The following is a 13,428-nucleotide window of genomic DNA, read 5'->3' as shown; positions in this document are numbered from 1 at the left end:
GCCAGTGCACGAGCTCACCGACCAATCGACTGGCCTGGAAGCCGACCGGCTACCGCGGACCGTGGCCATCATGCCCGACGGCAACGCACGCTGGGCGCTTGCGCGGGGGCTTTCGATAGAGGAAGGCCACGCAGCTGGGGCTGCGCTGGTTATCCCGCGGGCGCGCGACGCCTGTGAGCTGGGTGTCGATCAACTCGCCCTGTACTGCTTCTCGACGGAGAACTGGACTCGTTCGGCCGCCGAACTCGACGGCATCATGCGAGTGTTCGCGCACCACTTGGTTCGTACCGCCGAGGCGCTGGACCCCTTCGACATCCGAATCCGGATCGTGGGGTCGCGTGCCGGCTTGCCGCAGACGGTGCTCGACGCGGTGGACCTCGCCGAGACGTCGACCGCGGACAACTCCCGAATGACGCTATTCGTCGGGTTCAACTACGGTGGCCGCCAGGAGCTGCTGGACGCGGCACAGCGCTACGACGGCGGCGGCGAACAGGCGTTCCAGCAGTTGCTGTACGCCCCTGACATGCGAGACCCCGACCTCATCATCCGCACTGGCGGCGAGCGGCGGCTGTCGAACTGCTTTCTTTGGCAGTCGTCGTACTCGGAGCTGCTGTTCCTCGAAGAACTGTGGCCCGACTTCAGCCGCCGCAGCCTGGAGATGGCGCTGGCCGACTACGGGAAGCGCGAACGCAGGCTGGGCGGACGGACCGTTGCCCACGGTTGATTGCCTCGGGCGTCCAGCCGGTTAGGCACGCGAGTAGTGAATGTGCACACCAGGGTTGCCGGGCCGCGACGTTGACACGCGAGCAAATTATCTGTGTAGAGCATTATTGCTATCAGTAACTATTGCGCAGGGCAACTTATCCTCGGCAAGATTTTTACCCGGCATGACCGTCGGCACCGCCTGACACGAATGCCCGGCGGCCGGCCTCGCGATCGATTCAACGGCCTCGCTCAAGCCGGAAGTAGGCGCGTTTGCGCACATGAACGGCACAAAACCAGACCAGTGGAGCAACCGTAGCCGCTGGTTCGTCCCCCGCCGTACCGGCCGACCAATCGCAGCGTTTACCTCATCGACAATCGCGTCGTGTACGGCGGCAGGGCCGCACCCGCTTTAGCGTCACAGCCGGTGATGTTGTCCAAAGACGGTGAGGCTGGCAACTACATGGAGGCGATGCTGGTGGATTTCGGGGCGTTGCCCCCGGAGGTCAACTCCGGTCGGATGTATGCGGGTCCCGGCTCGGGGTCCCTGCTGGCCGCCGCGTCGGCCTGGGACGCGCTGGCTTCCGATTTGGCATTTGCGGCGGTCGGCTATGGCTCGGTTATCTCGGGGCTGACCAGCTCGGCGGGGGTTGGCACAGCGGCAGCCGCTATGGTTGCCGCCACGGGGCCCCATGTGGCCTGGCTGAACACTACCGCCGCCCTGGCAGAAGCGGCAGGTTTGCAGGCAAGAGCTGCCGCGGCGGCCTACGAGACGGCGTTCGCGATGACGATACCCCCACCGGTGATCGCCGCCAACCGCGCTTTGCTGCTGACGCTGGTCGCGACCAACCTCTTCGGACAGAACACACCGGCGATCGCTGCGACCGAGGCACACTACGCCGAGATGTGGGCACAGGACGCCGCTGCCATGTACGAATATGCCGGGTCCTCGGCGCTTGCCTCGACACTGACCCCGTTCACGCCGCCACAAACTATTGCCAGCCTGGCCGCCGCAGCCGGCCAGGCCGAATGCGCCAACCTTTCGCCTGCCGAATGGATCGCCGTGCTCGGAGCGATAGCCGTCGCCGAAGGATTCGTCTACGACAGCGGCGGCTTGACGTTGAACGCGCTCCAGGTGGCGCAGGCGCTGATATTCGGACCGTCCGGAGCAGCGACACCCGCCAGCGCGGGCGCGGCGGTGACGGCCGCTGCGGGTATCGGCCCAGTTGCGGCGCGCTGGGGTGAGATCGCGGTTGCGGCGAACCTCAGCCAGTCCATCAAGATTGGCCGGCTGTCGGTGCCACCGAATTGGACCCCGTCGCCTCCCGTACCGGCCGTCGACACCGCGGCGACATCGAGCACCGTGGTTCGGCCCGCCCCTGCGAACACAACGGCGAGCCTGCTTCGGGGTGTCCCGATTAGGGGCTTGCAGCGCGCGGCCAACTTCGCCCACCGACGACAAGGGTTCAGTCCCATTGTCATGCAACGTCCGGTGGCCGCCGGATAACGCGAAAGAGGTTGACAACGAATGGATTTCGGAGCAATACCGCCGGAAGTCAACTCCGCGCGAATGTATGCCGGTCCGGGGTCGGCACCGATGGTGGCCGCCGCGTCGGCCTGGAGTGGGCTGGCTACGGAGTTGAGTTCGGCAGCCGCTAACTACGACGCGATTATCACGATGCTCAACAGCGAGGAGTGGCTTGGTCCGGCCTCGGCCGCGATGGCCGAGGCGGTCGCAGCGTATGTGGCTTGGATGAGTGCGACGGCTGCCCAAGCTCAGCAGTCGGCCAACCAGGCCGCCGCCGCGGCCGCGGCGTTTGAGGCCACGTTTGCCTCGATGGTGCCGCCGCCCCTGATCGCGGCCAATCGCGCTCAGCTCGCGGCGCTGGTTTCGACCAACGTCTTGGGCCTCAACGCCGCAGCGATCGCGGCCAAGGAAACCCAATACGGCGAAATGTGGGCCCAGGATGCCGTGGCCATGTATAGCTATGCCGCCTCGTCGGCGAGCGCTTCGGCGGTCACGCCGTTTGCCGCACCGCCGCAGAACACCAGCCCGGCGGCTTCGGCCGTGCAGGCCGCCGCGGTCGCCCAGGCAGCGGGCACCTCGGCCGGTGCGGCCCAGTCCGCCTTGTCGCAATTGATGTCTGCGCTACCCAGCGTGCTACAGGACCTTTCCTCGCCGATCTCGTCCGTCTTCGCGTCCGCTGGATCGGCGCCGACCCCTGGATGGTTGCAGTGGCTGTTGAACTGGTACGTGCCGGTGTCACAGCTGATCTACAACACCACGGGCCTGCCGTATTTCGGCATTGGCATTGGCAACAGCCTTATTACCTCGGCGAGGGCGATGGGAATGGTTGGCCCGGCAGTCGCCGAAGCAGCGGCCGCGCCGGCGGCGGCCGCCGGCGCGACCGGCGCCGGGTCGCAGGGCGGCAGTGGACCAATAGCGGCGCGTTTGGGCGACGCGGGCTCCATCGGCAAGCTATCGGTGCCTTCGACGTGGGCGCCGACGGGGCCGGGGCCAGCCGCCGTGCGAGCGCACGGGCTGCAGGTCGACCAGGTTGTCGAGCCGCCGGAAGTTGGAGCAGCCGGCAACTTGTTGGGTGGCATGCCGTTGGGGGGTGCGGGCGCAGGCACAGCAGGCGCCGGGCCCCGATACGGGTTTCGTCCCACCGTCATGGCCCGCCCACCGTTTGCGGGATAGCGCGATCACGACCGACCGATTCAAACCGCACGGCGGACGCACGATCGCACTGTCAAATATATCGACACTGCAGTTTTCCCGATTTGTAAAGTCTTTTTACGGAATCGGCCAGTATTGGCTATCTTGTGATCGCTGAGTACACTCCGCTTGTACCAAAGCGCATGCTGTTATTTAGTCTGGCGCGACCCGCTGAGCTCGTGATATTCGGTGCGCCGAAGGAGGATTTTCCATGCGAATTTTGATCGCCGCCGTATTGTTGGCATTCGGCGGGTTGATGACCACGGCGGTCGGTGTGGCCAGCGCCGACGAAGTACAGGTGGAGGGCAACTACGCGACCCTCGCCGGCTGTCAGGCCGACGGCCCGCATGTGGAGATCACGCAAAATGACGCGGCGTACACCCATTGGGACTGTCGACAGGGGTCTGATGGACTCTGGTACTTGTACTTAAGTAATTAACGCCAGGGCGCACGGCGGGGTTGATGGGGTAGGCACCGCAATCCTTTTCGCAAAGTGAATCCCCGGGATATATCAACACAGTGGTTATCAAGCGATTTGCGACGGTCTTAGCCCCTAGGCTGGCTCAGCGCCGCGGCAGGAAACTCCAGCGTTGATTTGCCGGCGAATGGACAAACATCAGGGTTAACTTCCGATACCTTCGTCGGTAGGCCGCTTCACAGCCCCGCATCCTCACCGGACTAGAACTGAATTGTCCGGCTCGTCCTCAGGGCCGCTTCACGGCCCCGCATCCTCACCGGACTAGAACTGAATTGTCCGGCTCGTCCTCAGGGCCGCTTCACGGCCCCGCATCCTCACCGGACTAGAACTGAATTGTCCGGCTCGTCCTCAGGGCCGCTTCACGGCCCCGCATCCTCACCGGACTAGAACTGAATTGTCCGGCTCGTCCTCAGGGCCGCTTCACGGCCCCGCATCCTCACCGGACTCAGTTCCGTCGCCTACGATCGAGCCTCGTGCCCCACGACGGTAATGAGCGTTCCCATCGGATCGCCCGCTTGGTAGCCGTCGTCTCGGGATTCACCGGTCTGCTGTTGTGCGCCTTGGTCCCGCTGCTTCCGGTGAAGCAGACCACGGCGACCATCCTGTGGCCTCAGGGCACCACCCCAGGCGGCACCAGCGTTACCCAGATCACCGCCCCGCTGGTGTCCGGGGCACCACGCGCACTCGACATCTCCATCCCCTGCTCGGCAATGACCACCCTGCCGTCCGACGGCGGCCTGGTGTTGTCCACGCTCCCGTCGGGCGGCGTCGATACCGGCAAGCACGGGCTGTTCGTCCGCGCCAACAAGGACACGATCGTCGTCGCGTTCCGGGACTCAGTGGCCGCGGTCGCGCCTCGCGCGGCGGTCGCCTCCGGCGCCTGCAGCGGCCTGCACATCTGGGCCGACGCGGGCGGCGCGGGCGCGGACTTCGTCGGCATCCCAGGGGCCGCCGGAAAACTGTCCCCCGAGAAGAAGCCGCAGGTCGGCGGGATTTTCACTGATCTGAAAGTGCCCCCACAGCCCGGGTTGTCCGCCCGCATCGACGTCGACACCCGATTCATTACAAGCCCCACGATCACCAAACGGATCGTGATGGTCGTGGGCGCTCTGGCGGTCCTGGCCGCCATCATCGCACTGGCAGCCCTGGACCGGCAAAGCCGCGGCGCCAGCTATCGGCCGGTCGCCTGGCTGCAGAGCTGGAGTGCCGGCTTCGCAACCTGGCTCGCCGACGCTGGCGTGATCGGCACGCTGCTGCTCTGGCATGTCGTCGGCGCGCTCTCGTCGGATGATGGCTACAACCTGACGATTGCCCGAATCGCACCCAAGGCCGGCTACGTGGCCAACTACTACCGGTACTTCGGAACGACGGAGGCACCGTTCGACTGGTACGCCTCGGCTCTGGCACAGCTGGCCTCGGTCAGCACCGCGAGTGTCTGGATGCGGCTGCCCGCAACGCTGGCCGGGATCGCGTGCTGGCTGCTCATCAGCCGCTTCGCGCTGCGGCGGCTGGGGCCCGGAAAGGGTGGCCTAGCTTCCAACCGGGTCGCCGTGTTCACCGCGGGCGCCGTCTTCGCGGCTGCCTGGCTGCCCTTCAACAACGGCCTGCGGCCCGAGCCGCTGATCGCCCTGGGCGTGCTGGTCGCCTGGGCACTGGTGGAACGCGCGATCGCGCTGCGGCGGCTGGCCCCGGCCGCGGTCGCCATCATCGTCGCGACGCTCACCGCGACATTGGCTCCCCAGGGGTTAATCGCCATCGCCGCGCTGCTGACGGGCGCCCGTGCCGTCGCCCAGATCATCCGGCGCCGGCGGGCCACCGACGGACTGCTGGCACCGCTAGCGGTGCTGGCGGCGGCGTTGTCGCTGATCATCGTGGTGGTGTTCCGCAGCCAGACGCTGGCCACGGTCGCCGAATCGGCACGCATCAAGTACAAGGTTGGGCCGACGATCGCCTGGTACCAGGACTTCCTGCGCTACTACTTCCTCACCGTCGAGAGCAATGCCGACGGGTCGATGTCACGGCGGTTCGCCGTGCTGGTGCTGATGCTCTGCATGTTCGGGATGCTGGCCGTCCTGCTGCGGCGCGGTCACGTGCCGGGTTTGGCCAGCGGTCCGACCTGGCGGCTGATCGGCACCACCGCGGTCGGCCTGCTGCTGCTGACGTTCACCCCCACCAAGTGGGCCATACAATTCGGCGCGTTCGCCGGACTCGCGGGCGCCCTGGGTGCGGTCACCGCCTTCACCGTCGCTCGGATCGGCCTGCACAGCCGGCGCAACCTGGCCCTGTACGTCACCGCGCTGCTGTTCGTGCTGGCGTGGGCAACTTCGGGCATCAACGGCTGGTTCTACGTCGGCAACTACGGGGTGCCGTGGTACGACATCAAGCCCGTGATCGCCAGCCGCCCGGTGACATCGATGTTCCTGACGCTGTCGATCTTCACCGGATTGCTGGCCGCTTGGTACCACTTCCGCATGGACTACGCCGGGCACACCGAGGTCAAGGACAACCGGCGCAACCGCATTCTGGCTTCCACGCCCCTGCTGGTGGTCGCGGTGATCATGGTCCTGGGCGAAGTCGGTTCGATGACCAAGGGCGCGGTGTTCCGCTATCCGCTGTACACCACCGCCAAGGCAAACCTGGCCACACTACGTACTGGGCTGTCACCCACCAGCTGCGCCATGGCCGATGACGTGCTGGTCGAACCCGACCCCAATGCCGGCATGCTGCAACCGGTTCCGGGGCAGGAATTCGGACCCGCCGGCCCGCTGGGCGGCATCAATCCCGTCGGCTTCAAACCCGAGGGGGTAGGCGATGACCTTCAGTCCGACCCGGTGGTGAGCAAGCCAGGAGTGGTCAATTCCGACGCGTCACCCAACAAGCCCAACGCCGCGATCACCGACTCGGCCGGCACCGCCGGCGGCAAAGGTCCGGTTGGAGTGAACGGATCGCACGCGGCATTGCCGTTCGGGCTGGATCCCGCACGCACCCCGGTGATGGGCAGCTACGGCGAGAACACCTTGGCGGCGCGGGCCACTTCGGCGTGGTACCAGTTGCCCGCCAATTGGAAAGAGCGCATCGCGGCCCAGCCGATCGTGGCGGTCGCGGCGGCCGGCGAGATTTGGTCCTATAAAGAGGACGGCGACTTCGTCTACGGTCAGTCGCTGAAACTGCAGTGGGGCGTCGCTCGTCCCGACGGCAGCATCCAGCCACTCGGTGAGGTGTTCCCGATCGACCTTGGACCGCAACCGGCGTGGCGTAACCTGCGGTTCCCGCTGGCCTGGGCGCCTCCGGAGGCCAACGTGGCGCGGATCGTGGCTTACGACCCGAACCTGAGCTCCGAGCAGTGGTTTGCTTTCACACCCCCGCGGGTGCCGCAACTGGAGTCACTGCAACAACTGATCGGGTCAAAGACCCCGGTGTTGATGGACATCGCGACCGCGGCGAACTTCCCATGCCAGCGGCCGTTCGCTGAGCACCTCGGCATTGCCGAGCTGCCGCAATACCGCATCCTGCCCGACCACAAGCAGACGGCAGTGTCGTCGAACCTGTGGCAGTCGGCTTCGACCGGCGGGCCGTTCCTGTTCACCCAGGGACTGCTGCGGACCTCGACGATCTCGACATATCTGAGCGGTGACTGGTATCGCGACTGGGGATCAGTCGAGCAGTACTACCGCCTGGTGCCGGCCGATCAGGCACCCGAGGCCGTCGTGCAACAGGGTGTGACCATCGTGCCCGGCTGGAGCCGGCAAGGACCGATTAGGGCCCTCCCATGACCGTCACAACCACCGAACGCCAGCGCAGCCCGGGTCTCCAAACGGACCGCGAGATGCGGGTGATGCGCTGGGTGGCGACAATCGCCGGCCTCATCGGCTTTGTCTTGTCGATCGCGACACCCCTGCTGCCCGTCGTGCAGACCACCGCGATGCTGAATTGGCCACAAAACGGTCAGCTGAATAGCGTTACGTCACCGCTGATTTCGCTGACGCCGGTCGACTTCACCGCCACCGTGCCGTGCGGCATGGTGCGCGATATGCCGCCGGCGGGTGGGGTAATCCTCGGCACCGCACCCAAGCAGGGCAAGGACGCCAACCTCAACGCATTGTTCGTCGTGGTCAGCGCCCAGCGGGTGGATGTCACCGACCGCAACGTGGTGATCCTGTCCGTGCCACGGGACCAGGTGGTCGGCGGCGCAAATGCGCCGGGATGTTCAAGCATCGAGATCACCTCGACGCACGCCGGAACCTTCGCGACCTTCGTCGGATTGAAGGATCCGGCGGGCCAGCCGTTGCGCAGCGGCTTCCCCGATCCGAACCTGCGCCCGCAGATCGTCGGGGTATTCACCGACCTGACCGGTCCCGCCCCGCCCGGACTCAAGCTTTCCGCGACCATCGACACCCGGTTTTCCACCGCGCCAACGACCCTGAAGCTGCTGGCGATGATCGGTGCGATCGTTGCCACTGTCGTCGCGCTGATCGCGCTGTGGCGCCTCGACCAGCTGGACGGCCACCGGATGCGCCGGTGGATTCCGGCGAACTGGCGCACGTTCACCCTGGCCGACACCGTGGTCATATTCGGGTTCCTGCTCTGGCAGATCATCGGCGCGAACTCCTCCGACGACGGCTACATCCTGGGCATGGCGCGGGTTGCCGACCACGCCGGCTACATGTCCAACTACTTCCGCTGGTTCGGCAGCCCGGAGGATCCCTTCGGCTGGTACTACAACCTGCTGGCCCTGATGACCCATGTCAGCGACAACAGCCTGTGGATGCGGTTGCCGGACCTCGTCGCCGGGCTGGTGTGCTGGCTGTTGCTGTCGCGTGAGGTGCTGCCGCGGCTGGGGCCGGCCGTGGCCTCGAGCACGGCCGCGAATTGGGCGGCGGGCATGGTCCTGCTGACCGCGTGGATGCCGTTCAACAACGGCCTTCGTCCTGAGGGCATCATCGCGCTCGGCTCGCTCGTCACTTATGTGCTGATCGAACGTTCGATGCGGTACAGCCGGTTGACGCCGGCTGCCCTGGCGGTCGTGACCGCCGCGTTCACGCTGGGCGTTCAGCCCACCGGCCTGATCGCGGTGGCCGCGTTGGTCGCCGGTGGCCGTCCGATCCTGCGGATTTTGGTGCGCCGTCATCGCCTGGTCGGCACGTTGCCGTTGGTGTCGCCGATGCTGGCCGCCGGCACCGTAATCCTCACCGTGGTGTTCGCCGACCAGACTCTGTCAACGGTGTTGGAAGCCACCAGGATTCGCACCAAGATCGGGCCCAGCCAGGCGTGGTACACGGAGAACCTGCGCTACTACTACCTCATCCTGCCTACCGTCGACGGTTCGCTGTCGCGCCGGTTCGGCTTCCTGATCACCGCGCTGTGTCTGTTTACGGCGATGTTTATCATGTTGCGGCGCAAGCGAATTCCCGGTGTGGCCCGCGGGCCGGCGTGGCGGCTGATGGGCGTCATATTCGCCACCATGTTCTTCCTGATGTTCACCCCCACCAAGTGGGTGCACCACTTCGGGCTGTTCGCCGCTGTGGGGGCTGCGATGGCCGCGCTTACGACGGTATTGGTATCGCCATCGGTGTTGCGCTGGTCGCGCAACCGGATGGCGTTCCTGGCGGCGCTGTTCTTCATGCTGGCGTTGTGCTTTGCCACCACCAACGGATGGTGGTATGTCTCCAGCTACGGCGTGCCGTTCAACAGCAGCATGCCGAAGATCGCTGGAATAACGGTCAGCACAATATTTTTCGTTCTGTTCGCGATCGCCGCGGTCTATGCGGCGTGGTTGCATTTCGCGCCTCGGGGCAGCGGCGAAGGCCGCCTCACCCGCGCACTGACGACGGCTCCCGTCCCCCTCGCGGCCGGCTTTATGGCGCTGGTGTTCGTCGCGTCGATGGGGATTGGGATCGTGCGACAGTACCCCACCTACTCCAACGGCTGGTCCAACCTGCGAGCGTTTACCGGCGGCTGCGGACTGGCCGACGACGTGCTCGTCGAACCCGACCCCAACTCGGGTTTCATGACACCCCTGCCCGGCGACTACGGTCCGCTGGGACCGCTGGGTGGCGTTAACCCGGTGGGCTTCACACCCAACGGCGTACCGGAACACACCGTCGCCGAGGCGATCGTGATGAAGCCCAACCAGCCCGGCACCGACTACGACTGGGACGCGCCGACCAAGCTCACGACGCCGGGCGTCAATGGGTCCACGGTGCCGCTGCCGTACCAGCTTGATCCCGCACGAGTTCCGTTGGCCGGCACCTACACCACCGGCGCGCAACAGCAGAGCAGGCTCATGTCGGCGTGGTATCAGCTGCCCAAGGCCGACGACGGGCATCCGCTGTTGGTGATCACCGCGGCTGGCAAGATCGCCGGCAACAGCGTGCTGCACCGCTACACCCCTGGCCAGACTGTGGTTCTGGAGTACGCCAAACCCGGGCCCGGCGGCGACTTGGTGCCGGCCGGACGGATGGTGCCCGATGACCTGTATGGGGAGCAGCCCAAGGCGTGGCGCAACCTGCGCTTTGCCCGAGACAAGATGCCGTCGGATGCCGTCGCGGTCCGGGTGGTGGCCGAGGACTTGTCTTTGACACCGGAAGACTGGATCGCGATAACCCCGCCGCGGGTGCCGGACCTGCGCTCGCTACAGGAGTACGTCGGCTCGACGCAGCCGGTGCTGCTGGACTGGGCCGTCGGGCTGGCCTTCCCGTGCCAGCAGCCGATGCTGCACGTAAACGGCGTCACCGAGATCCCGAAATTCCGTATCACACCGGACTATTCGGCCAAGAAGCTGGACACCGACACGTGGGAGGACGGCACCAACGGCGGCCTGCTCGGCATCACAGACCTGCTGTTGCGGGCCCACGTGATGGCCACCTATCTGTCGCGTGACTGGGCCCGCGACTGGGGGTCGCTGCGCAAGTTCGACACCCTTGAGAAGGCGGAGGCCGCCCCGCTCCAATTCGCCACCGCTACCCGCAGCGGCCTGTGGTCACCCGGCAAGATCCGGATCGGACCCTAGACGCAGGGACTAATCGAGTCTGCGCTCAAGGCGGCCAATCGGGTGTCCTGGGCGCGCTGGTCGCAGACTCGCACTAGGGCTAACGCGTGATGGGCGCCGATTGGTTAATGACGGTGCCGGCGGCGTCCAGCCCCTGAAGTTGGTAGTAGCCGTCCTTGCTTCCGGTCAGCGGTATCGGGGTGTCGTATCCCGCCCAGTCGACGGTGGAAAGCGTTGTCATGGCATTACTTTCGGGCCCATGCAGCAGCCGCCACTGCCGCACCGCGGTGGCCCCGTTCCAGACCGCGTGTGCGGCGTCGTCGGTGAAAATCAGTTGCGGTGGTTCGATCGGATCGCCGGCCCAGTCGTTGAGAAACGCCCGATAGGTGCCGCCGGTCAGGGTGGCGTCGTAGACCATCTCGCCGCTTGCGGTGAACTCGGCGATATGTAGGGCGGTACCCCAGCTCGAGAAGGTATTGCCATCTGGTAGCTGTTGCAGATTGCCCATGGCGCCGGTGCTGAGCTTGTCGGGGTGGGTTTGCGCCCGGATGAGCGTGGCCCGCCGGGCGGCAAAATCCAGGTGGATCCATTTCAGGCTGGTTGGCACGGATCCGCCGCTCGTTTGCCCCGAGTCGCCTTCAAAGTGGTTGTCGAACAATGTCACTGTGTTCGCGTCGGGCATCTCTGTGTCATGTTGATAGGCGAAGTCGACCCCATCACCAAGCTCGAATGTGGAATGTTTTCCCCCGAGTTGCCAGTTGATGGCACCGGTGCGGGAATCGACGTTGAACACGGTGGAAAGCGCACGCATGCTGATCACCAGATTGCCCGCGGGGTCTTGCGAGATCGCGTTCATGTGGTAGGGATCCAGCACCTTCCCGGCGGTGTACTTTTCCGGCGAGTCGGTGACCGGCACGTGGCTCAGCGCGTCCCACTGGAACAGCGTCTTTTTGGACGCCACGTCCACCACCGAGGCGATGCAGTTGTAGATCTTTCCGTCGCGGGGCCCACCGATGGCCGTCAGGTCGGTCGTCACCTCCTGGTAGGAGGTGATCAAGGCGTGCCCATCCGGGGTGAGCCGGAACTCGTGGACATCCGACGCCAGATCTCCGCCGGGTGTCAACGTGCTGATCAGGTTGTAGTGCGCATCGGCGATGTAGCTGGCACCAAGCCCGTGGCTTCCTTGTTTGAGGCCCTGCCACCAGGTGAGCACCGGTTTGCCTTGATAGCTCTGGACCCGCAGGTTACCGGCGCTTTGGCCAGCTGGCGTTTGGCGCTGCCAGACGACCTTTCCGGTCCTGTCGGCAACCACGAGGATGGCGGGGCGGCTGGCGGTGCCGGGATTGGCGGCCGTCATTCCGGAGACGAAGAAGATGTACCCGGGCGCACCTGGCTTGTTCACGTTGACGGTGTAGCCCAGCGACTGCGCCGACACCTCGGTATCCGACGCTGCCGGGGAAGCTCCCGACGTCTGCGTCGCTGGCTTGTTGTCGCGTGAACCACACCCGGCCACGCCGCCCGCTGCCCCGGCTGTCACGAACGCACCCGCTACGACACCGAACCGGCGCCGCGATAACCCGAACTGGCTTGCCATCCGGCTAGGTTGTCACACTATGACGCATGGGCTGGACGCGACTTGCCGCCGCATCGCTAGTAGGTGTGACGGCTGCAGGCTGCGCCGCTTTCCCGGCGGCCAGCCCGGGCCCGACAAAGCGGCTGGAATACGTCGCAATGGGCGACTCCGTCGCCGCCGCCCCCGGTGTGCCGGACCAGGCTGCACCGCGCGGATGCAACAAGTCGACCAATAACTACCCGTCGGTGCTGGCACGACGGATCAAGACGACCCGGTTCGTCGACGTCACCTGCAGCGGCGCGAACACCCTGGACCTCATCAGTCGACAACAGCAGACCCAAAGCGGCCTGATCGATCGCCAACTCGACGCGGTCGCCGCGACGACAGATCTGATCACGATCACCATCGGCGCCAACGACGTCGGGTTGGCTTCCGACGCTCAGGCGTGCGAGGTCAAATTGCCCAATCCGAAGCCGTGCACCGCCAAGTTCGTGGTCGGCGACGTCGACCGGATCTCCACCCAGATCGCCGCACAAGTCCCGGTGTGGGCGATGATGATCGACCAGATCCACGCCAAAGCGCCACACGCGCGAATCATCTTGGTGAGTTACGGGATCGTCATCCGATCGGGTGGCTGTTTTCCCGGCCAGCCGGTGCTGCCGCATGACTCCGACTACTTGCAGGGCAAGCTCAACGAGCTCGACAACCGGCAACGGCAGCTTGCCGCCGCCAAGGGGATCGACTACTTCGACACCAGACCGTTGTCGGTTGGCCACGACATGTGCGCCCCGCCGGCCGAGCGGTACACCGAAGGGTTTGTAGCAAAGGGTCCTGCGGTTCCCTTGCACCCCACCGCTATTGGCGCTGCTGCCGTAGGCAACGCGCTCGCCGAGCACATCGCCCCGGCCGGCTCGCGCGACTGAGCGTGTCTCATTCGGGTTCGAAATGCCCGGTTTAAATTCGCGAAT

The 13,428-nt window shown here is 65.6% G+C and carries 8 protein-coding genes; 7 read left to right on the top strand and 1 reads right to left on the bottom strand.

The annotated features are described in order from the left end of the window. Nucleotides 1-4: 4 nt before the first annotated feature. From uppS to embB, 6 genes are all read left to right on the top strand, one after another. Nucleotides 5-724 carry a polyprenyl diphosphate synthase gene (uppS, locus tag MSIMFI_RS06975; protein ID WP_224770106.1) on the top strand — a complete coding sequence of 240 codons (720 nt, stop codon included), beginning with the start codon at nt 5-7 and terminating at the stop codon, nt 722-724. Nucleotides 725-1,180: 456 nt separating this feature from the next. Then, nucleotides 1,181-2,209 (top strand): PPE family protein, encoded by a 1,029-nt coding sequence (locus MSIMFI_RS06970; RefSeq protein WP_191498062.1) that lies wholly within the window; start codon nt 1,181-1,183, stop codon nt 2,207-2,209. Nucleotides 2,210-2,230: 21 nt separating this feature from the next. Further along, nucleotides 2,231-3,403, top strand: a complete 1,173-nt coding sequence (locus tag MSIMFI_RS06965) for a PPE family protein (RefSeq protein ID WP_191496663.1) — start codon at nt 2,231-2,233, stop codon at nt 3,401-3,403. A gap of 229 nt (nt 3,404-3,632) precedes the next feature. Continuing rightward, nucleotides 3,633-3,860, top strand: a complete 228-nt coding sequence (locus MSIMFI_RS06960; RefSeq protein ID WP_186245310.1) for a hypothetical protein — start codon at nt 3,633-3,635, stop codon at nt 3,858-3,860. Nucleotides 3,861-4,372: 512 nt separating this feature from the next. Continuing rightward, nucleotides 4,373-7,672: an arabinosyltransferase domain-containing protein gene (locus MSIMFI_RS06955; protein WP_191496662.1), complete on the top strand. Its 3,300-nt coding sequence runs from the start codon at nt 4,373-4,375 to the stop codon at nt 7,670-7,672. Then, nucleotides 7,669-10,908: an arabinosyltransferase EmbB gene (gene embB / locus MSIMFI_RS06950; RefSeq protein WP_191496661.1), complete on the top strand. Its 3,240-nt coding sequence runs from the start codon at nt 7,669-7,671 to the stop codon at nt 10,906-10,908. Before MSIMFI_RS06955 ends, embB begins: the two co-directional genes overlap by 4 nt. Nucleotides 10,909-10,987: 79 nt before the next feature. On the opposite strand, the gene MSIMFI_RS06945 is transcribed toward embB, so the two are convergent. After that, nucleotides 10,988-12,481: an arylsulfotransferase family protein gene (locus MSIMFI_RS06945; protein WP_191496660.1), complete on the bottom strand. Its 1,494-nt coding sequence runs from the start codon at nt 12,479-12,481 to the stop codon at nt 10,988-10,990. Nucleotides 12,482-12,507: 26 nt separating this feature from the next. Here MSIMFI_RS06945 and MSIMFI_RS06940 point away from each other — a divergent pair, with 26 nt between their 5' ends. Next, complete coding sequence (locus MSIMFI_RS06940) at nt 12,508-13,383, top strand: SGNH/GDSL hydrolase family protein (RefSeq protein ID WP_191496659.1); 876 nt, start codon at nt 12,508-12,510, stop codon at nt 13,381-13,383. Nucleotides 13,384-13,428 lie beyond the last annotated feature (45 nt).

Source organism: Mycobacterium simulans (assembly GCF_900232995.1).
GTDB lineage: Bacteria > Actinomycetota > Actinomycetes > Mycobacteriales > Mycobacteriaceae > Mycobacterium > Mycobacterium simulans.
The sequence above is the reverse complement of the archived record's forward strand: the minus strand, read 5'-3'. Positions and strand labels throughout refer to the sequence as shown.

Coding starts and splice junctions, on each gene's coding strand:
- MSIMFI_RS06960 (WP_186245310.1), top strand. CDS start 3,633: ATGCGAATTTTGATCGCCGCCGTATTGTTGGCATTCGGCGGGTTGATG.
- MSIMFI_RS06940 (WP_191496659.1), top strand. CDS start 12,508: ATGGGCTGGACGCGACTTGCCGCCGCATCGCTAGTAGGTGTGACGGCT.
- embB (WP_191496661.1), top strand. CDS start 7,669: ATGACCGTCACAACCACCGAACGCCAGCGCAGCCCGGGTCTCCAAACG.
- MSIMFI_RS06965 (WP_191496663.1), top strand. CDS start 2,231: ATGGATTTCGGAGCAATACCGCCGGAAGTCAACTCCGCGCGAATGTAT.
- MSIMFI_RS06945 (WP_191496660.1), bottom strand. CDS start 12,481: ATGGCAAGCCAGTTCGGGTTATCGCGGCGCCGGTTCGGTGTCGTAGCG.